We start from the raw sequence: 22,629 nt of genomic DNA, 5'->3' as shown, positions 1-22,629 counted from the left end.
GCAGCAATTCCGATACACTGCATGACAAAAAGTAAGGGCGGCCATTGCTGGCCGCCCTCATAACAGCCTGCGCTGTTGGGTTTAGTTGGTGGTGTAGGTCCAGCTGAGAATCTGCTGTGTGGCAGTTCTCGCGCCGGTGCTTCCGGTAAATCCGGCGTACGCGGTGTTGGCGCCCACCGTGGAAGGAATATTCACGGTGAACTGCTTCGTGAAGGTGGCAGCCGTCACCGTGTCCGTCACCGTCAGCGTCAGCGTCGTTCCGCTGTAGACGATATGCGCCTTGAAGATATCGCCGCTGTGGAAGTTGATCCCCGCGGAGGACATATCGACCGAGGAGGCCACCGGAGACGCTCCGTTCACATACACACCCGTCGTGCTGGGATTTGTACCTGAACCATTCTCCAGATCGAACTTCACCGCCACGCTCTTTGTAATGCCCTGGTATCCAAGAGCGCTTCCGTTTCCGCCGAACGCCCACAGACCTTTCGGAGCATTCTGCAGAGTGAAGGTAAGACCATCACCCGACGCGTTGGTATCGCGGAAGGTAAAGTCGGTGGTGAAGCCGCTGACCGAAACAGGAGTCGTATACCATCCTGTCCCGATCTGTCCGGCCGTGTTCTTTGTGAGCTGCAACGCCGTACCCGAGAATAAAGCACTCACGTTCAGGTTGACCTTGGCGGCGCTGAAGCCATTGGGATAGTTGATAGTCGGAGACGGACTACCGATCGTATAGGTTGCCGTAGCCACGCTGCTTGGATCGACCGAGTACACAGCAATGGCTTTGATCGTCTCGCTGCTGCCCACCGTAATCGGCCCTGTGTACTGAGTCGAGGATGCGGAGGGTGTTGTTCCGTTCGTGGTGTAGTAAAGCGTCACACCCGAAGTTGTATCTGTGATCGTTACTTTCTGGCCGGTGGTATAGGTTCCGCCCGCCGGTGAGAAGGTCGGTGTGGCGATGCCTTCCAGGCTGTAGACCGCCGAAGCGACAGTGCTCGCCGTGTGTCCGGCCGCCACCGCGATGGCCTTGATCGTGCCCGGTACCGTTGCGGTGAACGAACCCTTGTACACCGTCGAGGAGGTCGTCGGAGTTGAGCCGTCCGTCGTGTAGTAGATCGTGGCGCCCGATGTCGTATCGCTGATCGTTACAGCCTGCGATGCTCCATAGTTTCCCGTTCCCGGCGTAATCGCCGGTGTTGCGGTGGGCGAGGACTGACTCGTTGTTGCTGCGGTAATGGTATAGCTGACGCTGCTTACCGCGCTGTTGGTGTAGCCGGAAGCGACCGCGATAGCCTTCAGTGTCGTCGTTGCGCTGAGGGTGATCGCGCTGCTGTACTTCGCCGAAGAGGTCGTCGGAGTCGAGCCGTCCGTGGTGTAGTAGATCGCTGCTCCCGATGTCGCGTCGCTGATGGCCACCGGGATCGACCCCGTGTAAGACCCTGCAGCCTGCGAGAACGTGGGCGCAGCCGCCGTCGGTGTGGTCGTCTCCGTTCCTCCGCCCCATGTCAGCACCGTCATCGAATACGGCGGCAGAACATACTGCGATGAGGGATTGAAGCCGGTAAGCGTGCTGTTGACGATCTGCACGTTATTGGCGGTTTCGTTGTTATCGGTAATGTTCGCCGAGGTCAGCCGTCCCACCTGCACCGTGCCCGTCGGAGCGTTCGGCCCCGAGAAGGTCACCGGCAGCGATGTTCCCACCGTCAGGTTGAACAGCACCACGCTCGATTGCGTCCCGTTCGTGAAGGCGAAGGACTGAATCTCGTGCGCGCCGTTTAACTGAACGTTATCGCTGCTCAGAGGCTCGTTCCAGGTCGGATTCGCGCCCGTCTGCTGCGTCTGCAGCATGTCTCCGAAGACGGCCGTGTTGGCCAGCTGCTCGGCAAGGAACTGAGGACGCTTCCGGTTTGTCGTCCCCATATCGACGACCGTGCCCCACAGTTTCACCATGCTGCCATCCGTGCGTCCGAACTCGTACTGCGGCAGAGCGAACATGTTCTGCACGGACACGCCCAGACCCATCATCTGCAGCATATGGTCTGCCACGGCGACACCGGCTCCCACTGAAGGAGTAAGCTGATTCAGCTCCGTCTGTGTGATGCTGCCGAGCACCGTTCCCAGGTTCACTTCATACACATTGACCTTGGTCGGTGTCGAAGCAGTTGCGGCCGCCTGCATGTTCTTGTAAACCTCGCCACCAGAGGTGTTGAACATTTCCGGCTCGGCAAACAGCGACTGGAAGAGGCCGTTAACCGTGTCGTTGTTGGCGCTGTACAGCAGGTAAGGCGCAATATCAATGGAGTCATGCTGCGTGCTGTAGGTCAGCAATGCGGAGTTATAACCGGGCGTCGCCGCAATACCACTCAGCACCAGGTCAAACTTACTCGGCTCGTAACCGCTCGTCTGCCGCGCCGCTCCGAAGACTTGGTTTGCCCAGTCCGGATAGGCCGGATACGTCATGTATTCGCCGAGAAACACACCATTCCAGGTCTCATTCCCCAGTTCGATATGAATCTTGTTGAAGACCGAGGTCCACGGCGCCGTCTGCCCGCGTGCAATACGCGATGCGCTGTAAGGATCGGAGCCGTTCCCGGTCAGGTATTCGACCAGATCCGTCATCTCCTGCGGCGTGGTAGCCGTCGGAATCGTGATCCACGGATCAGCGCCCACTGCCGCGCAGAGCTGCAGCAGCTCGTGGATACCGTATGGGATGGAGTCCACTTCTGTTCCACCCGTGTTGTAGCCCTCGCGGTACCGGGCAAACGGAACTGCCAGCTGATCCGGAATATCCGCACCAAGCTCCGCATAGCTTGCCATCATGCGGATCACACCGGGCTTCAGCGACTTCAGCGCATTCACCACATCGTCACGGAACGCCGTCGTATTTGTCGGATCGGAGTTGGTCTGCTGCAGTGCCACATCGTCAAGCAGCACATTGGCGCCCGACGCGGTAAAGCTCAGCTCCACCGGACCAAGTGCCGAACCGGTCTCAGCCGCGGTAAAGGTAAGCGTGTAATCCTTCCACGCGTTGGTCAGAGTCACCGTCTGATTGATGTAGCTCGGCAGGCCCGCCATCAGGCGCGCCACCGTCACGTTCATCGAGTTGGAGCCGCCAGTCGCCTTGGCCCGGAAAGTCACCTGAAAGGTGCCGTTCAGCTGGATGAAGCTCATGTTCTGCATCGAGTCGAACCAGGAGGTCAGATTCACCGACTGCCCTTGTCCGGCTGCGTTCATGCTCACTGCCTGCTTACCCGGTGTCTCCGGAGAGAGATCGGTAGTATCCGTGGTAATCGTGCCGCCGCCCGAGGTACTGGTCCACCATCCCGCCTGGGCATTGCCCGGGAATGTATTCCGGACAATCACGTTGTCGTTGTGCGCCAGCGACAGGTTCTTGTCAAAAGTGATGGTCTGACCGCAGCCGTAGCACGACGACACAGCCGCGCTGCTGACAATCGTTCCCGTCGCGCCTGCCGATGCGCCCGAGACCACTTCGTAGGTTCCACCCGTCCAGAACCCGGCGGGCTCGGGGCTGTACTGATTATTGTCCACGCAGGTATTGGCCGTCGACGATCCGCAGGTCAGAATGCTGCGCCATACCATGGGCTCAAACCCGGGGTTATCGAATACCAGGTTCTTCACCATCTGACCGGAGTCATAATAGTCCTGATCGCCAAGGTTGATGCCCAGTCGCGTTACACTCGATTGCTGGACGGCGCTTGAAACCTGAATATTGGTGGCAGACTGCGCGCCGGCGACACCGCTGCAAATCGCAAGTGTAATCAGCGTAACAATCTGAAAATAAGTTACATACACCTTCCGCGATATTTGATACACGTATTCCATGCCAACACTCCTGGAAAGTTGGTGCAGGGGGAGACTTCCTCAACAACGACGTATCTGAAAATCGATTACCCTGGTTATAAGACCGGATGAATGTTCTGCTTCACCTGGGCGATCGGAGCAGGAGAGTGGGCTCGCCCGAAACATATGACCCAAAAGTCACATGCAGGTTTCACTACTATTAGCTGGTAAGGTTGTAACCGATTATACAAGCGGGGTCCAAAATTTGGTTACGATTTGCACCCCATTGACGGTACTTTTGTTACGTATCTGCTGTGTTTCACTGCAACGGTAAATATTTCCTGGCCTTATGCAACTTATTCCCACACGTCCGCATCCCACACAGCTAACTGAAGAACCTTCAGTTGTTGAAAAGCCGCGTATTGCTTACCTTCTAAGCCAGTACCCGGCTGTTTCGCATACTTTCTTTCTGAAGGAACTACTTGGCCTTAAGCAATTTGGTTTCCAAATAGAAACCGCATCCATCAATCCCCCGGATCGTCCTCACAGCAGTCTGCCCCCTGCAGAAGCATCTGAAGTCGAGCGGACCTGGTACATCAAAAGCACCAGCCGCTGGAAGGCTGCGGCAACGCTGTTTGGCGTGGCGCTGAAGCATCCCAAAGTCTTTCTCCGCGGGTTCAGTTCCATTTTGGAACTGCCTGCGTGTGGTCTATATCGGCGAGGCTATGCGCTTCTTTATCTCCTTGAAGCATTCCTTGTCGGAAACTGGATGAAGCAGCGCGGACTCACTCATCTCCACGTCCACTTCGGGGGACCCGTCGCCACTGTCGGCCTGCTGGTTTCCAAGTCCTGGGGGTACTCGTTGTCGCTCACCATACACGGCCCCGAGGAGTTCTATGATGTAGATCTCTTTTATCTTCAGCAAAAAATTCGCCAGGCGAAGTTCATCTTCTGCATCAGCGACTACTGCCGAAGCCAGCTCATGAAGTACTCCGCCCCCGATCACTGGAAGAAGCTGCAGGTCATCCGGCTCGGCATTCGTCCGGAGGAGTTTGTCCCACGGGCGGACACTTCCCCTCGCGCAGAGTCTTCCCAAAATGAAATCACCCTCGTCTGCGTCGGCCGTCTCGTGCCCGCCAAGGGGCAGATGATCCTTCTGGAAGCCGTGGCCTCCCTGCTCGCCGCCGGGCACTCCCTTCGCGCCGTCTTCGTCGGCGACGGCTCCGACCGCAAGGCACTCGAAGCCTTTACCGCCTCACACGGCCTCTCCGCTCACGTCACCTTTCGCGGCGCCCTCAATCACGACCACACCCGCGAACAGCTCGCGCAGGCCGACATCTTCGTGCTGCCCAGCTTCGCCGAAGGCGTCCCCGTCGCGCTCATGGAAGCTATGGCCATGGAAATCCCCTGCGTCAGCACCATGGTCGCCGGTATCCCCGAGCTGATTCGTAACCGTGTCGATGGCATTCTCGTGCCCGCCTCTTCGGTTGAAGAGCTGGCCGCCGCCATTAAGCTCCTCATCCTTGACGCGCCTCTGCGCCGCCGGCTCGGAGCCGCAGGCCGCGCTCACGTCCTCGAGCGCTACAATCTCCCGAAGAACCTCGAACGGCTTGCCGCTGCCTTCGAGCAGGCTCTCGCGCAACCATCCTCGTCTGAGGAGAATGGCTGACCCCATGACGTTTCCGGCATCTCCAGAGCACCCGATCGACGTGTCCATCGTCATCGTCTCTTTCAATACACGCGAAGTTCTGCGCGAGTGTCTGCAGTCGATCGAGCGCGAGGCCGGCGGTCTCAGCGTCGAAGTCCTCATCGTCGACAACCACTCCTCCGACGGCTCGCCGGAGATGGTCGAAAAGGATTACCCCTCCGTCCGTCTCTTTCGCAGCGATGTCAATCTCGGCTTCGGAGCCGCCAACAATGTTGCGCTTGCGCACACGCGCGGCCGCTATGTCGTGCTGCTCAACTCTGACGCCTTCCTCTGCCCCGGCTCACTTCATCTCGCCGTCGCGCACATGGATGCCAACCCGAAGGCCGGCCTCGCCGGCGGCCGCCTCGTCGGGCGCGACCACTCCTGGCAGCCCTCGGCGCGCATGTTTCCCGCTCTCTGGAGCGATGCCTTCGTCTTCACCGGCCTCGCCGGACGCTTTCCCAAATCCCGTCTCTTCGGGCACTTCGATCGCACCTGGGCCGACCAGTCGGTAGCTTCTGAGGTGGACTGGGTTCCCGGAGCCTTTTCCATCCTTCGCGCCGAAACCCTCGCTCAGGCCGGATTCTTCGATCCCGTCTTCTTCCTTTATTCCGAAGAGGTCGACCTCTGCCGCCGCATCAAACAGGCCGGCTGGCAGATCTGGTACTGGCCTGATATTGTCATCATCCACATCGGCGGCGAATCCTCACGCCAGGTGAAGACCCTCGAAATGTCCTCGACGGGCGCGCAGCTCATCCTGTGGCGCATGCGCAGCACCCTGCTCTATTACCGCAAGCACCACGGCTCGGCAGCCTGGTTCGCGAAAGCTCAGGAGACGACCCTCTACCGCCTCACAGCCCTGCGCAATGCCTTCAGTAAAGACCCGCGCCGCATCGCCCGCGCCCGCGAGAGCCGTAACCTGGTTACACTGATGCGGCAGGCCTGGAACGATACCTCCGGCGGCCGTATCTCCCCGCCCCGCCCCTGGTGATACCATCTCCCGTGGCCGTTACTGCGCGAGTATAAAGAATCCATCCTATGAAGCGCGCTCTCAAGGCTGTTCTCGGAACCCTGCTCTCCCGCATCCTCCGCTACACGCGGGGCCTGCGTGAAGCGGTGGCGCGCATCTACGCCTGGTCTCTGCTCGCCGCCGATATCAATCGTCCTCTGCCCGCCTCCGCCGTCATCCTCGGCAGAGTCGATGTCCACGGCATCGGCAATATTTCCATTGGAGAAAACGTACTCTTCTATCCCGGGCTGCACCTCGAGACACAGGAGAATGCCGTCATCACCATCGGCGATGACGTCGTCGCCTCCCGCGGTGTTCACATCGTCGCCATGGCCGGGGTCATCATCGGAGACGGCACCATGATCGGCGAGTATTCCAGCATTCGCGACGCCAATCACAGCCGGAGCGAAGACGTGATCATCCGTTACGCAGGTCACGTCGCCAAACCCATCGCTATCGGCCGCGAGGTCTGGATCGGCCGCGGCGTGACTATCCTCGGCGGCGTCACCATCGGCGACCATGCCACCATCGGCGCGAATGCCGTCGTCACCCGCGACGTTCCCGCCGGAGCCGTCGTCGTCGGTATCCCCGCCGCGCCCATTCGCGCCCGCAGCACCCTTTCGCCCATCCGGTGACCGGCCTTTTCCCAAGCACCACTTCCGCAAAGATCATCCCTCTGAGCAGACCCGCCTTCTGGCAACCTTTTGCGGTTTACCTCTGTGTCCTCTGTGGTGAAATCCTTTGCGCGGGAAACGCAGCTCAGACCGCTGCTCTCACGCGCGGCGCGAACTTCCTCCTGTAATAGGCCGTGGTTGCGATCATCGCCGGCACACCCACTGCGGTCGGCAGCAGCCACAGCCACCATGCGTGATGCAGCAACGGCCCGATAGTGACAATGCAGAAGGCCGTCCACGCTGCGATGTAGCTGCCCAGCATGCCCTGCAGGTGCCCATACCACCAGAACATCTTCTCCTTCGGAGGATGCGTGAACCCCCACACTGCATTCACCGCAATCCATATCCCGATCCCGCCAAACACCATCGCGGGAATCCCCAGATTCTGCACCATCGCGGGACGCACCGCGCCCAGTGCCGCCAGCGTCGCGCTGCACACAAAGTCGATCACAGCGGCCGCCCAGTCCAGCCTCGTCGCCACCTTCTCGCCCTTCCATGCCGCTTTCTGTCCGAGCACACGGTAAGCCACAAACGCCGAATAAAAGCTGAACACCGAGACGAAGGCCAGAAACAGGATCGGCCTCCACAGCGCCATCACCAGTGCTGTGACAGCCACTACTGTCATGCACCAGAAGTAGATCTTTCCCCAGAGGCGGTGCGCCTTTCCGCCCTTTGCCGTCATCAGCGCCAGCGGCGCCAGCACAAACGCTCCACTCCCGGCGCCGATATGAACAGTCAGAAAAGCCCGCATCCACAACGGATCGTGTCCATGCATACGTCACCTCCACGGTTACATGTTGGAAACAGCGGCGCTCCGCCCGCCGGGCCCCGCTACTTCAGCTCTTTCAACATCTCCTCACACCAGTTCATTTGTGCCTGGGCTATATGGATTCCATAACGCAGCGTCATCAGCCAGTGCTGCTTCTGCCGGGGGCTGCCCTGTTCGCCCTCAATGCGCTTCTGCACCGCTGCGTATGCCGTCAGCTCTGCCTCCGACTGAGCCTTTTGCCGGGCAATATGCTCCACGGTGAACTCCGGCGCCACCAGATCTCCGAAGAAGACCTTCAGCAGCATCTCGTTTCTCGGAATCTCCTCCGCTGCCGGCTTCGCCAGCCAGCGCTGCAGCGTCTGCTTCCCTGCAGCCGTCAGCCGATACTCGTGCCGGTCCCTGCGGCCGGTGCCGCGCTCCGTCTTTCGCGCCACCAGCCCGTCTGCCTCCAGCCGCTTCAGGTGCGGGTAGATCTGTCCATAGCTCTCCCGCCAGAAATAACCGACTGACCAGTCGCTAAGCTGCTTCAGATCGTACCCCGACATCGCGCCGAAGCTCAGCAGTCCCAGCAGCGCAAGCTGGCTCTGATTCAGCCTCTTCATAAATTGCGTGGCAGCCTCATATATCGGAACAATATATCTGTTTGATAGGTATGGCAACAAAAAAGAAGCAGAATCTCTCCTGCTTCTTTTTTTGTTGCTACTTGTCCAGCGAAAACTGGTACGTGATGATCTCCTTCAGCTGATCGTAGGAGAGCGCTCCCCCCGTCGCCGGGCCATCCACCACCCCACCGATCGGAATCGGCCGTCCGTCGATATACAGCATCGGCGTCTGGTCCACATGCAGGTCCTGCGCCAGCTTCAGCGACGCGTCCACCGCCGCCTTGCCCTCCGCGGAAGCCGCGCACGCAGACACCTTTGCCGGGTCCTGCCCCGCCGTCGTCACCGCCGCCGCCAGCGTCTTCTCCACACCCGCGGGCAGCTGCTCCTGGCTGTTAAAGACCGCATCGGCGTATTTGAAGAACGCATCGTTGCCGCCCTGCTTCGCCACGCACAGGCCGTAGTTCGCGGCCTGATATGCTGCCGGATGAATCCTCACCAGCGGAAAGTTCTGGAAGACGAAGTGCGCCTGCGGAAAATCCTTCAGCAGCTTGTCCACGATCGGCTGCGCCGCCTTGCAGTGCGGGCATTCGAAGTCTGCGAACTCCACCAGCTCGAACTGTTTGGCCGACGCTCCGCGTGAAGGACCATCGGCGCGCTGCTGCAGCACCTGGTTCGCCGGCGCATAGGGCTGCGCTCCGAAATCCAGGACCGATTCATTCGCGATCAGATGCTTTCCGTCCGGCGCGACAAAGAAAGAGAGGTTCGCAATCTGCTGCGGATGCTCTCTCTGCGCTACCAGCACCAGCACCTTCGACAGCCCTTCCACCGGAGTCTTCTCGATCGCGTATACCTCCCAGACACGGCTGTTGTCGTATCCCCATGAGGCCTTCAGAAACGCATTCACCGTCTCCGCAGTTGGTGAATCCGCGGTGAAATTTGCCTTGTCCACCGGAGGAAAGCGCGGCTCGCCCGGCGCCGCCGGAGCCGAAGGAACCGTAAACGGCTGAGGGGCTTTCTGCTGCTGGGCGGCCTGGGCCGCGCAAAGAGACGCTCCCGCCAGAACAAGCGCAGGCAGGGTGCCGCTGAGGATAAAACGAAAACGCATCGAGATCCTTTCCAGTGGAAACTTTTCCTTCGTCACTCCGGCCTCGCGTTGCCGCCGGCACCTTCGCAGACAGGGCTGCCGACAGCAACACCCGTCGAAACCCTTATACCTGAACCTTTACCGCGATGGGAAAGCGCCGTCCCATTCCGAAAGCCTTCGACGTCACCTTCAGCACCGGAGCCGCCTGCTGCCGCTTGTATTCGCTGCGCTCCACCAGCTTCACCACCGCGCGCACCGTCTCCAGGTCGATTCCCTTCTCCGCGGCAATCGTCTCCGGCGTCTCGTAGCGCTCCACATAGGCTTCCAGTATGGGATCAAGCACTTCGTACGGCAGCAGAGAATCCGTGTCCTTCTGATCGGGCCGCAGCTCGGCCGACGGAGGCTTCTCGAGAATCGCCCGTGGAATCACCTCCCGCTCGCGGTTCAGCGACTCGCAGATCGCATACACCCGCGTCTTGAACACATCGCCGATCACCGCCAGCGCGCCCACCATATCGCCATACAGCGTGCAGTAGCCCGTCGACATCTCGCTCTTGTTACCGGTCGTCAGCACCAGCGCATTGAATTTGTTCGACAGTGCCATCAGCAGATTGCCGCGAATCCGCGACTGAATATTCTCTTCCGTGATATCCGGCTTCGTACCCGCGAACAGCGATTCCAGCGCGCCGCGATACTCTTCAAAGAGTCCGCTGATCGGCACAATCTCGAAGCGAATCCCCAGGTTTTCCGCCAGCCGCCGGCTGTCGTCGATCGAGCCCTGCGACGAATACGGACTCGGCATACCCACCGCCGTAACGTTCTCGCTGCCCAGCGCCTTTACGGCAATCGTCGCCACCAGCGCCGAATCGATGCCGCCGCTCAGACCCACCAGCGCCTTCGAGAACCCGCACTTGCGCACATAATCACGCGTGCCCAGCACCAGCGCTTCCAGCACCGCGGCGTCTTCGTCTTCAATCTGATCGTGCCGGTCGCCGGTCAGCGCCGCCGTATCCACGAAGATCAGGTCTTCCTCGAAGCCCTTCGCCTGCGCGATCACATCGCCGTCCGGCCCCACCACCAGGCTCGACCCGTCAAAGATCAGACTGTCGTTGCCGCCCACCTGGTTCACCATCACCACCGGCGCCTTGTGCCGCGCCGCAATCGCCGCCAGCATCTCGCGCCGCACCTCGCGCTTGCCGCGCCAGTAAGGCGATGCGGAAATGTTCAGGATCGGCGCGCCTGCATGGCCGCGCAGCAGCTCCTCCACAGGATCGACCGTATACAGCCGGTTCTCCCAGAAGCTCTTGTCGTTCCAGGCATCCTCGCAGATCGTCAGCGCCAGATCCTGCCCGTCGAAATGGCAGATGCGCTGCCGCGCCGCCGGAGCGAAGTACCGCTGCTCGTCGAACACGTCATAAAACGGCAGCAGCATCTTCGACTGCACAAACTCAATGTGCCCATGCCGCACCAGCGCCGCCGAGTTCATCACATGCTTGCCGCTGCCATGCTCGGCTGCCGTCACATAGCCGGTGATCACACCGATCGAATCGCGCGCCGTCGCCCTGGCAATCTCGCAGACGGCCTCACCGCATCGCGCCACGAAGGAGGGCTTTTCCAGCAGGTCCGCCGGTGGATAACCGCACACCGCCAGCTCCGGAAACAGCACCAGCGACGCTCCACCCTGCTGCGCCCGGCGCGTAAACTCAAGAATTTTGCCGACGTTGCCTCGAAAGTCGCCGATGGTGGGATTGATCTGGGCGAGCGCGATCTTCACTCTTTCAGTGTAACCGGACCCCGGTCTTCGCAGCTCGCCTCCGCGCTCTCCTCGGTCTCCGTGTTCTTCGTGCTCTCTGTGGTGAACTCTCTCTGCGCGTTCTCAGCGTTTAGTTCACACCACCGCGAAACACCGCGTAGGTCCCGAACTTCCGGTTGATCGCCAGATCGCCCGCAGCGTAATCCGGATAGCTCAGCTTTCCCGACGCCATCACATCATCCACGGTCAGCGGATGCCCATTCGCCTGAAAGCTGCGCGTCGCCGTCTCTGCCGCAAAGCGCTCGAAGACATCGCGCCGCACAAAGAACCGCTTCTGATCGATGATCATCTCCACATATTCGCGGTAGAACTGCGGCGCCGCTTCCAGACCCGTCAGATCGGTCCAGAAGCTGTGCAGCTCGATCACCTCCGGTCGCCGCACATCCAGAATGTAATGCGGAGCAATCGCATAGCCCTTCTGCGCCAGAGTCCGGTCGCACAGCAATCCCAGATCCATCACGCGCAGATGATCGCCGAACAGCATCACACCGCCCACATCGGGAACGGCAAAGGTCAGATCCTGCAGCCCCGCCGCCGTGCGAATCTGCTCCACCGGAGGCACCAGTCCCGCAATCGCATGCACCGTCACCATCGGCATATACAGCGGCGCGTAAGGGCTCGCCAGCCGTTGCGCATTGCGCACCTCGCGGTACGCCAGCAGCACAAAGAGCAGCGCGCACGCCTGCCTGCGCAGTGAAGCCGTGCCCGCCAGCCGGAACGTCAGCCGCAGCAGCAGATAGATCAGGAACGGCAGCGCGCTGTAGAGCTCTCTCTCCGGAGGGCCCCAGTTCTTCCCCACTCCGAAATCCAGCAGCAGACCCGCTGTCGTCAGCACTCCGGCAACCTTCACATCGTCGTCCGCAAAGGTCTCCCGCAGCCAGGCCGGCGCCGAAAGCTGCCCCATCCGCTTCAGCAGCCTCCACAGCTCACGCCGGTTGCGCACCGCCACATAGATCAGCACCAGCAGCACCATCGCCAGCCCGCGTGCCAGCGTCTCCGCCGGAGCCAGATGCCGCATCAGCTCCTGGTGCCTCGTCGGCATCGAGTAAGGGAAATGCCTCTTGGCAATGATGGTGTTGGGCAGCAGCGCCCCGAAGTACTTCCGGCGAATCACCGTCGCCGTGCCCAGCACGCCGAACCACACCGCAGCCGCCACAATCGCACGCCGTACCGGACGCACCAGCAGCAGCAGCGGCGCAATCAGCACAAACGCTTCGTGCCGGCACAGCACGAACAGAGCGCCCGCAAGCAGAAAGACCGAGCGGCCTCTCACGCTCCGGCTGCGCAGGCAGTACACCGCGGCCAGCAGCAGAAAGAGCATCAGCGGGTCTTCCATCCCGTTGATCGACTCCTGAACCGTCAGCTCCATCAGTCCGAATGCGCCCGCGGCATAATCCGCGAGATCCGGCCGCCCCCATCGTCGCACCACCGCCCGCAGCAGCACGATGTTCAGCACATTCAGCAGGCACGAAAGCACCTTCGCCCCGCCCAGCAGCGCCATCGGAGTCGCCGTCACCTTCGCCACGGCCGCCAGCACCAGCATCCACAGCGTCGTCGAGTAGCCCTCCACGATGCCTGATCCGGGCGTCGCCTCCACTACGCCCGTATGCGCGAACGTGTGCGCATACGCCGCGGTAATCGCGCTGTCATCCCATGTATCGGCGTGAAAAAAGTAAGCCAGCAGCGGCTGGGCCGCCAGCGCAAGCGCAAACAGGCAAACGCCCAGCGAGCGGGTCCATCGATCCTGCATTCATCTTCCTCGCATCAGGAGTGGCACAGCGGAAAATGGTGCTCAGGCCATCCACCGGAGTCAAAAAACACCGGAAGACCGCCCTGCAGGGGGATGGTTTGATTGAATCACAACACCGGAGCATCCCGCTCTGCCCCGTTCTGGTCATTGCCGTATCAGATCGTTTTGGTCTGCGGCGCGGGCAACACACGCTCCCAGGTAAGCTGGGCCACAATCGTACTCCGGCCTTTGCGCAGCGGCAGCGTGCGCAGAATCAGCCGGTTGCCTGCGAAGACATACTGCCGCACCTCCGCCTGCCCCACCCAGTTCGGAAACAGGCTGACTTCCACATGATGTGTCACCTTGTCTCCGTCCACGGTAAAGCGGCCTGAGTATGCGATGTAATCGCGCGGAATTCCCCGCACGTGCAGCCTCGCCTCGGCCTTCTCCGCCGCTCCCGGAACCTCCGCCGTCAGCCGCCGCAGCCGTGAGCGCCAGGTACGCCGCGCAGGGCTCAGATTCCCGCTCATATACCCTTCGACGGAGTAAAACAGGTAGCCGGTCACGTCCGTTCCCCACGGCTTCTCTTCTCTGCCGTCATCGTGAAAAAACGTATAGTCGAGCAGCCGCCATGTGCCCACAAAATCACTGGTCTCTGCCGTCGTCTTTGTGTTGCGTGCCTCTGCGGGGGAAATAGAAAAGCCTCTCTCGGTTGGACATATAGGAATACAGCTCGAGCCATGAAAAAGGGCTCAGCCCTCCGGCAGCACCAGCGCGTCCAGAGTCAGAAACTGCCGCAGAATCTCGTCATTCGACTGTTTCATCTCCTCCATCGTCCCGAAAAAATGCGCCTTGCCCTGGTGCAGAAACAACACCCGGTCCGCCAGCCGCTCCGCGAAGCGCATATCGTGCGTCACCACAATGCTGGTCAGGTGCAGCTGATGCTTCAGCTTCTGAATCAGATCGCCCAGCAGCCGCGCAATCAGCGGATCGACCATCGTCGTCGGCTCGTCATACAGAATCGCCTGGGGCTGCGCCGCCAGCGCCCGCGCAATCGCCACCGACCGCTTCATCCCCGTCGAAAGCTCCGACGGCAGACCCTCCGCCATCTCGGCGACGCCCACCATCTCCAGCAGGCCGCTCACGATCTGCTGAATCTGATCCTCCATCAGCGTCCGCTGCTCCCGTAGAGGAAAGGCCACGTTCTCCCGCACGCTCAGCGAATCGAAGAGCGCTCCGTTCTGGAAGACCATCGTCACCTTACGCCGCACCACCTGCATCTGCGCTTCGGTGTAGCCCACAATATCCTCGCCGGCCACCAGCACCTGCCCGGCATCCGGCTTCAGAAAGCCCATAATCTGCTGCAGTGAGACCGATTTGCCAACGCCCGAGCGCCCCAGAATGCACAACGTCTCGCCCGGCATCACAAAGAAGCTCACGCCATCCAGCACCGTCTGGCTGCCGAAAGCTTTAGAGACCTTCTCGAAAGCGATATACGGCTGACGCCCCCCGTGGTCGTTCGGCGCATCGGGCTGCTCAGCCACCACTTCAATCGGAATATCGGCGGAACCGGCCAATCCTCAGTCCTCGTCTTTCAGCGTACATCGCTTCCCCGGCTTAGTGGCCGGCATGGTGGATAGAGGGTGCGGTTTGCTCAACCGCCGCCACATCGTCCGGTGCATTCAGGTTCCGGAACCACTCGTACACTGGCCGCTCCTGCGGCCATTCCCCTGCCTGCAGCGCTGCGGCAACCGCCTCCACGTCGAAGACATCCATTCGTCCCCGCGCGCCTTGCGCTGCCTCCTCGACCGCCGTCATCACCCTGTACCGCCCTTCCCTGAGCGCCTCGCTCAACCCCGGCAGCAGCTCCCTGCGATACACCGAGCACAGCGGCTGCGCCCGCCCGTTCACCGTGGGAATCGTCGCCGGCGCCTGCGTCGTCTCCGCTCTCCGCGCCAGCCAGCGCAGAAAGGCGCCGGGCAGCAGCGGCAGATCGACCGGCAGAAACAGATTCACTTCCTCATCCGATGCCGCCAGAGCTGCTTCGATCCCCGCCAGCGGCCCGCACCGTTCGTCTCCGCCGCCCTGCCGATCGAAGACTACCGGAGCAAACCCCTCCAGATCCGGGCGCAGCCCAGCAATCCGCGGCGTAAACCCCAGCTCGCGCAGCTTCTCCAGCGCAAGCTCGATCAGCGGACGCCCGTTCACCTCCAGCAGCGCCTTGTCGCGCCCCATCCGGAGGCTGCGCCCGCCGGCCAGCACAAAAGCGTTCACCGGCTCTCACCCAGCCGCTCAAAGAACACGATGATCGACTCGATCCCCCGGTAGAAATTCGCCAGGTGAAACTTCTCATTCGGAGCGTGCAGGTTATCGTCCGGCAGCCCGAAGCCCATCATCACCGTCGGAATCTTCAGGTGCCGCTCGAAATCCCCCACAATCGGAATCGACCCGCCCGAGCGAATGAACACCGTATCCTTTCCCCAGACCTCGCGCAGTGCCTCCGTAGCCGTCCGGATATATGGATTCTCCGTCCCCACCACGATCGCATCACCCTGGTGGATCAGCCGCACCTCCACCGTCACTCCGCGCGGCGCAATCTTCTCCACATATGCCTTGTACAGCGCAAAGGTCTGCTGCGGCGTCATCTCCGGCACCAGCCGCATCGACACCTTTGCCAGCGCCTTCGCCGGAATCACCGTCTTCGCCCCCGCGCCCGTAAACCCTCCCGGCATGCCGTGAACATCGAGCGTCGGCCGCGCCCAGGTCCGCTCGATTACCGAGTACCCCGGCTCCCCCGTCAGCTCCGGCGATCCCACCTCCGTCTGCCGGTAATGCTCCTCGTCGAACGGCAGCGTCTTCCACGCCCTCAGCTCGTCCGCACCCGGAGCTTTCACCGCGTCATAAAATCCCGGAATCAGCACCCGCCCATCGCTGTCCTTCAGCCCCGCAATGATCTGCGCCAGCGCCACAAACGGATTCGGCGCCGCTCCGCCATACATACCCGAGTGCAGGTCCGTCTTCGCGCCCCGCACCTCGATCTCCGTGTAGATCATCCCCCGCAGGCCCACGCACAGCGTCGGCAGCTCCGGCGCAAACATCTCTGTATCCGACACCAGCGCAAAATCGGCCTTCAGCCGCTCCGGATGCTCCCGGATAAACGCCGCAATCTGTTCGCCGCCGACCTCTTCCTCGCCCTCCAGAATCACTCGCACATTCAGCGGCAGCTTCCCGCTGTGCGCCGCGAACAGCGCCTCCAGCGCCTTCACGTGCATATACATCTGACCCTTGTCATCCACCGCCCCGCGCGCGTACAGATTGCCGTTCCGCTCCGTCGGCTCAAAGGGAGGCGTCGTCCACTCCTCCAGCGGGTCCGGAGGCTGCACGTCGTAATGTCCATAGCACAGGCACGTCGGCCTTCCCTCTGCGCGCAGCCAGTCTGCATACACCAGCGGATGCCCCTCCGTCGCAATCACTTCCACGTGCTCCATGCCGATCCGCTTCAGCTCCTTCGCCAGCCACTCGGCGGCGCGCTGAACGTCTTCCCGATGCTCCGGCAGCGTCGAAACCGAAGGAATGCGGATCAGCGTCTTCAGCTCCTCGAGAAAGCGAGTGTGGTGGCTGCGGGCGAATTCAACTGCGGCAGAGGCCATAACGTCTCCTGGTCAATCTGTAAAAATCCGTGGTGCGGACAGTCGAGTATAACCACCCCCGGCGGCCGGCGTCGGCTCCTGGTCCTTCTCGGAGTAATGACGCAAAAGTATGACTCTGGTAATGCGTGATAGTCATTGAGTTACCGCTTTTCCCTTGTTACCGTGAGATGAGCATTTCACGATAGAAACAGTCTGCCTCCTCAGCTCGCGCTCGCAGATTTCAGCAGGTGTGAACTGCTCATCGAGGTACATCATCCATGGAGACCATCGGCAGTTCGGTCCCGTATACGTGGAACATCCCCCTGGTCGGCCTCTCGATTCTCATTGCCGTCGCCGCCTCCTTTTCCTCTTTCGGCTTCAGCGAAAGGCTCTCCACCGCCGCAAAAGGACGCCGCATCTCCTGGCTGACCGTCGGAGCCTTATCTATGGGCTTCGGCATCTGGTCCATGCACTACATCGGCATGCTGGCCTTTCAGATGCCGGTTCCGGTGGTCTACCACATCGGCACCGTCGCTCTTTCGCTGCTGGCCGGCATCTTTGCCTCCGGCGCGGCGCTCTGGACCATGCAGCGCCCGCACCTCCGCAGCGCCGATCTCCTGCTCGGCTCCCTCTTCATGGGCGGCGGCATTGCCACCATGCACTACACCGGGATGGCCGCCATGCGCTCGCAGGCCATGCACCACTACAACCTGTGGCTCTTCGCGCTCTCCGGCGTCGTCGCCTTCGGATTCTCCGCGCTCGCTCTCCACATCGCCTTCCTCGCCAGACAGCATCAGCGCCAGTCGTTTCTTCGCACGCTCTCGGCCGCCGTCATCATGGGCATCGGCATCGCCAGCATGCACTACACCGGCATGGAAGCCGCGCGCTTCACCCTCATGAGCGGCACCGTCGACACATCGGGCAGTATTGGCATCTCCTCGCTCGGCACCGCCGCCATCATCGGCACCACCATCCTCGTCCTCGCCGCCGCTCTGGCCTCCATATCCGTCAGCCGCTACCTCTCAGAGGAAAAGCGCGTGAAGCAGATCATGGCCAGCGAGCTCGAGGAGTCCAGCCTCCTGCGCAGCGCCATTCTCGACAGCGCCGCCTCCTCCATCATCGCCACCGATCTCCACGGAACCATCGCCTCCGTCAACAAAGCCACCGAAACCATGCTCGGCTTCTCCGCCCGTGAGCTGATCGGCATGAAATCGATGACCGATCTTCATGACCCGCAGGAGATCGCTCACCAGGCCCTCCAGTTCAGCCGCGAATTCCGCGAGAACCTTCAGCCCGGCTTCGACGTCCTCAGCTTCCGCGCCCGCAAAGGCAACTGCGATCAGCGTGAGTGGACCTACATCCGCCGCGACGGCTCACGTCTTCCCGTCAGCCTCTCGGTCACCGCCCTCCGCGATCCCTCCGGCAGACTGCGCGGCTTTCTCGGCATCGCCAGCGACATTACAGAGCAGAAGCGGGCCGAAGAGCGTCTCCGCCACATGGCCCTCCATGATGTCCTCACCGGCCTTCCCAATCGCGCTCTGCTCCGCGAGCAGGCCCGCTTCGCCATCGACAGCGCCCAGCGCAACCGCCGCCAGGTCGCACTCGCCCTCATCGACCTCGACAACTTCAAGCGCATCAATGACTCGCTCGGCCATCACGCCGGCGATCACGTTCTGCGCTGCGTCGCACAGCGGCTCACGGAATCCGCCCGCAGCAGCGATCTCGTCGCCCGCATGGGAGGCGATGAATTCGTCATCCTCATGCCCGAGGCCGACCATCCCCATGGCACCGCCGAGATGGCCCGCCGCATTACCCACATCCTCTCCCGGCCCATTCATGTCGACGGAAACGAGTTCTGCGTCACCCCCAGCATCGGCATCACCTGTTACCCTGCCGACGGAGCCGACCTCGATAACCTCCTGCGCAAGGCCGACTACGCCATGTATCGCGCCAAGGACCAGGGCCGGAACACCGTGCAGATCTACACCCCGTCCATGGAGATCGACTCCTCCAACCGCTTCGTGCTCGAAAGCGAGCTGCGCGAGGCCTGCCTCCGCAAAGAATTTCTGGTGATGTATCAGCCGGTCTTCGACTCCGGCAGCGGCGAGATCACCGGCGTCGAAGCGCTGGTGCGCTGGAGGCGCCGCGACGGCACTCTGGTCGCGCCCAATGACTTCATTCCTCTTGCCGAGGAGACCGGCCTGATCGTCGAAATCGGCGAGTTCGTCTTCCGCACCGCCTGCCGCGACTGGAAGCATCTCTCCCGCGCCGCCGGACGCCCGCTGCGCCTCGCCATCAATCTCTCGCCCCGCCAGTTCCGCGATGAACATCTCACCGCGATGATCCTCCAGGCCCTCCGCGAGAACGATGTCGATCCGCACTACCTCGAAGTCGAAGTTACGGAAGGCGCCCTCATCGGCGACTGGGATGGCGCCGCCGAGGTCCTCAGCCGTCTGCGCGAGCCCGGCATCCACATCGCCATCGACGACTTCGGCATCGGCTACTCCGGCTTCGCCTATCTCCGTCACATCGCCGTCGACCGCCTCAAGATCGACCGCTCCTTCGTCGGCGACATCGGTCACGACATCGGCAACCCCGCCCTCGCCGGAGCCCTCATCGCTCTCGCCCGCGGCCTCCACATCTCCGTAACCGCCGAAGGCGTCGAAAACGAGAACCAGCTCGCCTTTCTGCAGGATCAGGGCTGCCACGAGGTGCAGGGCTTCTATCTCGGCCGCCCCATGCCCGTCGACGAAAGCGTCAGCTTCTTCGAGAAAGAGCGCCACGCCGCCAGCCCGGAAAAGCAGACCGCGATCGCAACCCTCCGCAACCTGTCCTTCGGCCGGCTCGCCTCCGAAAGCCGCTAAGCGCTCAGAGGGCCGGCTGCGGCACGCACTCCGGCCTGTTTATCAGCCGGAGTACCCCGTCTCCCGGTCCACCTTGTCGAGGAAGCGCTTCAGGTGGTCGATCTCCAGCCGAAACCCTCCCTCCGCCGTTTCACCCACCACAAAGGCGTACCGCAGATCCAGACAATCGGCGCGGTCCTTGTATACATTGTTGAAGCGGAAGGGCGGCTGCAGTGCGCAGATCGCTCCTCCGTCGGCCACGCTGTACAGCGCATGCGCCAGATGGCTGCCCTCGATCCCGAAGGCGACCCGTGCGCCCACCATCTGCCGCGCAATCTCTTCGGCCGTCATCTCCTCCGGCGTTACCATGACGAATCCCTGCGATACCAGCCACGCCTCGACTTCGTCGATATTCACCAGGTCCCGCTTCGCGCCGCCCTTGCCCCGCCGGATCCACACCCGATGATTCTTATGCGCCGCGCCCACCGTCTTCAGCCGTTCGCGAAGCTGCGCATACCGGCTCTTCCGGAAGCTGTTCTGCCCTGTGTCTCCCAGCAGCAGCAGCCGTTTGCACTGAATGTTCGTAATCTCTCCCGGATTCACCCCGAAGATCGCGCTGTATCCCGGCTCATGCGTAAAGCGCTTCCGCTTAACAATCACCGGAGATGCATAATCCTTCAGCACCAGGAACCGCGCCACATCATCCGCCATCCAGTGCCCGAAGTAGACGCCCCCGTACAGCGAGCAGGCCAGCGCGGCCTCCGGAATCTTCTCCGTCCGCTCCCTGATCACGAGCGGCCGCCCCTCCGCCGGGCTAACCGGATAAACGATGGCGCGCTTATACACATAGCCGTTCAGAATCTGCGCATTCCACAGCTCATGCACCATCGTGGCCCGGTGCTCCTTGGCCCCGCCGCGGATACGCAGCCTCTCCGTATCCATCGTCGTGTCTTCCATCACGGCGGTGATCAGGTCCAGATCGCTTTCGAGATAAATGGCGGGCCGGGATACCAGCGTTTCCGCCGGCGACAGTACGATCTCCCGATCGCTCATGTCATGCAGCGTCAGAGGTCGCCGGAAAATCTTCTGCAGCAGCCTGAATCGGAGCGGAGTGAAGTTCATGCGGGTGCAAGGCCATTATGCCGGGTCATCGAAGACGATGCCAGCATGTTCTCTGTCACCGGCCCCGAACGGAGTCGGACAGCCCTCGATCAGAACGCCGGAAGAAACAATTTGAGAAAAGATTTCAAGGTGGACGAGCCCTCCCGCCCACCTCAAAGCACGGAGATCATTCCGCCGCTGGTTTGCTCCACACATCCTGCAGGAACAGATCCCGGTCGCGATGCTCATCCGGCCTCGCCTCTGAATTCGCGTTCAGATGCATCACCTGCCACTCCGGAGCTTTGTACTGCGGCCAGTTTGGCACCGGGGTCCCCGGCGCGCCAGCTGTGGACGTACCATTCGGATCGCCGGTTTTGGCGAAGTTCGTCCAGTATGTCTCGATCAGGTCCGACATCTTATAGTCCTCAGGCGTCCACTTCGCATCCGGTCGCGAATCCAGCACCCCGAAGACATACTCGATATCGTCCGAGTGGAACGTTCCCATCGATGCGCTGTGAAATTTGTCCCCCGGCTGCGGCATCTCGAACTTGTAGCGGTACACCGGAGCGCCGCCCGTCTTCACCTGCGCCTCCAGCCACGCCCAGGTTGAATACGCGATAAATTTGTCGCCCGCGTAATCCTCCATCGCGCGCACCGCTTCCGCATCGCTGGTCGCCGCATACGCCTTTAGAAAATCCGCAGCGCGATCGCCAAACAGCTTTTCTGCCTGTGCCTTCATGTTTTCAACCGTCGGCTGCTCGGCCGATGCAAGGACATTCTCCGTCCCTTCATCGCGATTCCACCCCGCCAGCAGCGGCACATGCGCCTGCTTGCCCTCCGCGTAAATCTGCGGAACACTCTCGGGCAGAAAATATCCGTCCACGTCGGGACCGAACCGCTCCGGCGTTCCCTCTACCTTCTTCGACACCGCGGCCAGCAGATCCTCCGCGCTCATCGCCCGCAGCTGCGCCAGGTCCGAAGTCCCCGTGGCCCGTTTGATGTAATCCGCGTCCCTGACCTCACGGGTCGCCAGCGGCTGAAACGGCAGCGTCGCGCTGAAGGCCCCGCCGCTCTCTCCGATCGCCCGCTCAAATAATCCCCGGGCCAGCGGAGACGCCATCTGCGCGCTTACCGAAAACGATCCCGCCGACTCGCCGAAGATCGTCACCTGCGCCGGATCGCCCCCGAACTCCGCAATATTCTTCTTCACCCACTGCAGAGCCGCCGTCTGATCCATCAGCCCGTAATTCCCTGCTGCGTGCTGCGGCGACTCCGCCGCCAGGTCCGCATGCGTAAAGAATCCGAAGACGCCCAGCCGGTAGTTCATCGACACCACCACCACGCCCTTGTGCGCCAGATGCTCGCCGTCCTGCCGTGGCTCCGACGTGCCGCCGCCCGTAAAGCCTCCGCCGAAGATCCACACCATCACCGGCTGCTTTGCATGCTTGTCCTTTGCCGAAGTCCATATATTCAGGGTCAGGCAGTCCTCGCTCTGCCCCGCATCGCGAAAGCGCATGTCGTCGTAGATCTGCGGCTGCATGCAGCGATGTCCGAACTCCGTCGCCTGCCGTACTCCGCTCCACTTCTCCGCCGGTTGCGGAGCCTTCCAGCGCAGCGATCCCACCGGCGGCGCCGCATACGGAACCCCCAGGAAGGCACGCACCTGCCCATCCGCGCTCAGCCTGCCTTCGACCCTGCCCTTATCGGTTTTGACCTTCAGATTGTCCTTTGCATAGCCGGGAAGAGCCAGCATCGCCATGCACGCACACCCCCAAAGCGCACCGCGTCCGGCACGGAAAACCTCTGCGCGAGAAAACATGAGCAGCTCCATTGTCAGGAAATCACAGCGTTCAACACCCTATCAGACCTGCCCCGTGCGGCGCACCTTAAG

The 22,629-nt window shown here is 61.6% G+C and carries 16 protein-coding genes; 4 read left to right on the top strand and 12 right to left on the bottom strand.

All coding sequences use genetic code 11. The features are described 5' to 3' along the window. Window positions 1-81: 81 nt before the first annotated feature. Window positions 82-3,840 carry a chitobiase/beta-hexosaminidase C-terminal domain-containing protein gene (locus D0Y96_RS04265; protein WP_117298132.1) on the bottom strand — a complete coding sequence of 1,253 codons (3,759 nt, stop codon included), beginning with the start codon at window positions 3,838-3,840 and terminating at the stop codon, window positions 82-84. Between the two features lie 307 nt (window positions 3,841-4,147). Between D0Y96_RS04265 and D0Y96_RS04260 the strand changes: the two genes are divergently transcribed. From D0Y96_RS04260 to D0Y96_RS04250, 3 genes are read left to right on the top strand one after another with little or no spacing between them, the layout of a single operon-like run. Next, window positions 4,148-5,467: a glycosyltransferase family 4 protein gene (locus tag D0Y96_RS04260; RefSeq protein ID WP_117298131.1), complete on the top strand. Its 1,320-nt coding sequence runs from the start codon at window positions 4,148-4,150 to the stop codon at window positions 5,465-5,467. Between the two features lie 4 nt (window positions 5,468-5,471). Further along, on the top strand, window positions 5,472-6,476 hold the full coding sequence (locus D0Y96_RS04255) for a glycosyltransferase family 2 protein (protein WP_117298130.1): 1,005 nt from the start codon (window positions 5,472-5,474) through the stop codon (window positions 6,474-6,476). 47 nt (window positions 6,477-6,523) lie between these two features. Continuing rightward, window positions 6,524-7,129 carry an acyltransferase gene (locus tag D0Y96_RS04250; protein WP_117298129.1) on the top strand — a complete coding sequence of 202 codons (606 nt, stop codon included), beginning with the start codon at window positions 6,524-6,526 and terminating at the stop codon, window positions 7,127-7,129. A gap of 124 nt (window positions 7,130-7,253) precedes the next feature. Here D0Y96_RS04250 and D0Y96_RS04245 read toward each other — a convergent pair whose 3' ends face one another. The 9 genes from D0Y96_RS04245 to D0Y96_RS04205 form a co-directional block, all read right to left on the bottom strand. Then, window positions 7,254-7,943, bottom strand: a complete 690-nt coding sequence (locus D0Y96_RS04245) for a hypothetical protein (RefSeq protein ID WP_117298128.1) — start codon at window positions 7,941-7,943, stop codon at window positions 7,254-7,256. Window positions 7,944-7,999: 56 nt separating this feature from the next. After that, complete coding sequence (locus D0Y96_RS04240; RefSeq protein WP_117298127.1) at window positions 8,000-8,539, bottom strand: PadR family transcriptional regulator; 540 nt, start codon at window positions 8,537-8,539, stop codon at window positions 8,000-8,002. A 97-nt stretch (window positions 8,540-8,636) separates the two neighbouring features. Then, window positions 8,637-9,644, bottom strand: coding sequence for a thioredoxin domain-containing protein (locus tag D0Y96_RS04235; protein ID WP_117298674.1), 1,008 nt, complete (start codon window positions 9,642-9,644; stop codon window positions 8,637-8,639). Between the two features lie 103 nt (window positions 9,645-9,747). Next, window positions 9,748-11,397: an NAD+ synthase gene (locus D0Y96_RS04230; protein WP_117298126.1), complete on the bottom strand. Its 1,650-nt coding sequence runs from the start codon at window positions 11,395-11,397 to the stop codon at window positions 9,748-9,750. 109 nt (window positions 11,398-11,506) lie between these two features. Beyond that, window positions 11,507-13,186: a hypothetical protein gene (locus tag D0Y96_RS04225; protein ID WP_117298125.1), complete on the bottom strand. Its 1,680-nt coding sequence runs from the start codon at window positions 13,184-13,186 to the stop codon at window positions 11,507-11,509. A 155-nt stretch (window positions 13,187-13,341) separates the two neighbouring features. Next, window positions 13,342-13,806, bottom strand: a complete 465-nt coding sequence (locus tag D0Y96_RS04220) for a lipocalin-like domain-containing protein (protein ID WP_158562191.1) — start codon at window positions 13,804-13,806, stop codon at window positions 13,342-13,344. A 111-nt stretch (window positions 13,807-13,917) separates the two neighbouring features. Then, window positions 13,918-14,724 carry an ABC transporter ATP-binding protein gene (locus D0Y96_RS04215; RefSeq protein ID WP_434090772.1) on the bottom strand — a complete coding sequence of 269 codons (807 nt, stop codon included), beginning with the start codon at window positions 14,722-14,724 and terminating at the stop codon, window positions 13,918-13,920. A 58-nt stretch (window positions 14,725-14,782) separates the two neighbouring features. Further along, window positions 14,783-15,439, bottom strand: coding sequence for a molybdenum cofactor guanylyltransferase (locus D0Y96_RS04210; RefSeq protein WP_117298122.1), 657 nt, complete (start codon window positions 15,437-15,439; stop codon window positions 14,783-14,785). Then, window positions 15,436-16,815, bottom strand: a complete 1,380-nt coding sequence (locus D0Y96_RS04205; RefSeq protein WP_117298121.1) for a dipeptidase — start codon at window positions 16,813-16,815, stop codon at window positions 15,436-15,438. The genes D0Y96_RS04210 and D0Y96_RS04205 overlap by 4 nt, the downstream gene beginning before the upstream one ends. Before the next feature lie 257 nt (window positions 16,816-17,072). On the opposite strand from D0Y96_RS04205, the gene D0Y96_RS04200 reads away from it, so the two are divergent. Beyond that, window positions 17,073-19,658 (top strand): bifunctional diguanylate cyclase/phosphodiesterase, encoded by a 2,586-nt coding sequence (locus tag D0Y96_RS04200; protein WP_117298120.1) that lies wholly within the window; start codon window positions 17,073-17,075, stop codon window positions 19,656-19,658. 42 nt (window positions 19,659-19,700) lie between these two features. Here D0Y96_RS04200 and D0Y96_RS04195 read toward each other — a convergent pair whose 3' ends face one another. Both D0Y96_RS04195 and D0Y96_RS04190 read right to left on the bottom strand, forming a co-directional pair. Next, a complete protein-coding gene (locus tag D0Y96_RS04195) occupies window positions 19,701-20,690 on the bottom strand; it encodes a glycosyltransferase family 61 protein (protein ID WP_158562189.1) in 990 nt (329 codons plus the stop codon). Between the two features lie 235 nt (window positions 20,691-20,925). Next, window positions 20,926-22,497 carry a carboxylesterase/lipase family protein gene (locus tag D0Y96_RS04190; protein ID WP_117298118.1) on the bottom strand — a complete coding sequence of 524 codons (1,572 nt, stop codon included), beginning with the start codon at window positions 22,495-22,497 and terminating at the stop codon, window positions 20,926-20,928. Between the last annotated feature and the right edge of the window lie 132 nt (window positions 22,498-22,629).

It is taken from the genome of Paracidobacterium acidisoli (genome assembly GCF_003428625.2).
GTDB lineage: Bacteria > Acidobacteriota > Terriglobia > Terriglobales > Acidobacteriaceae > Paracidobacterium > Paracidobacterium acidisoli.
Note: the sequence above shows the minus strand (reverse complement) of the source record. Positions and strands in the feature narration are given on the sequence as shown.

What these genes read in the sequence shown, in the direction of transcription:
- D0Y96_RS04190 (WP_117298118.1), bottom strand. Translation starts at nt 22,497, where the DNA reads ATGGCGATGCTGGCTCTTCCCGGCTATGCAAAGGACAATCTGAAGGTC.
- D0Y96_RS04250 (WP_117298129.1), top strand. Translation starts at nt 6,524, where the DNA reads ATGAAGCGCGCTCTCAAGGCTGTTCTCGGAACCCTGCTCTCCCGCATC.
- D0Y96_RS04195 (WP_158562189.1), bottom strand. Translation starts at nt 20,690, where the DNA reads ATGAGCGATCGGGAGATCGTACTGTCGCCGGCGGAAACGCTGGTATCC.
- D0Y96_RS04225 (WP_117298125.1), bottom strand. Translation starts at nt 13,186, where the DNA reads ATGCAGGATCGATGGACCCGCTCGCTGGGCGTTTGCCTGTTTGCGCTT.
- D0Y96_RS04200 (WP_117298120.1), top strand. Translation starts at nt 17,073, where the DNA reads ATGGAGACCATCGGCAGTTCGGTCCCGTATACGTGGAACATCCCCCTG.
- D0Y96_RS04205 (WP_117298121.1), bottom strand. Translation starts at nt 16,815, where the DNA reads ATGGCCTCTGCCGCAGTTGAATTCGCCCGCAGCCACCACACTCGCTTT.
- D0Y96_RS04240 (WP_117298127.1), bottom strand. Translation starts at nt 8,539, where the DNA reads ATGAAGAGGCTGAATCAGAGCCAGCTTGCGCTGCTGGGACTGCTGAGC.
- D0Y96_RS04235 (WP_117298674.1), bottom strand. Translation starts at nt 9,644, where the DNA reads ATGCGTTTTCGTTTTATCCTCAGCGGCACCCTGCCTGCGCTTGTTCTG.
- D0Y96_RS04255 (WP_117298130.1), top strand. Translation starts at nt 5,472, where the DNA reads ATGACGTTTCCGGCATCTCCAGAGCACCCGATCGACGTGTCCATCGTC.
- D0Y96_RS04260 (WP_117298131.1), top strand. Translation starts at nt 4,148, where the DNA reads ATGCAACTTATTCCCACACGTCCGCATCCCACACAGCTAACTGAAGAA.
- D0Y96_RS04245 (WP_117298128.1), bottom strand. Translation starts at nt 7,943, where the DNA reads ATGCATGGACACGATCCGTTGTGGATGCGGGCTTTTCTGACTGTTCAT.
- D0Y96_RS04265 (WP_117298132.1), bottom strand. Translation starts at nt 3,840, where the DNA reads ATGGAATACGTGTATCAAATATCGCGGAAGGTGTATGTAACTTATTTT.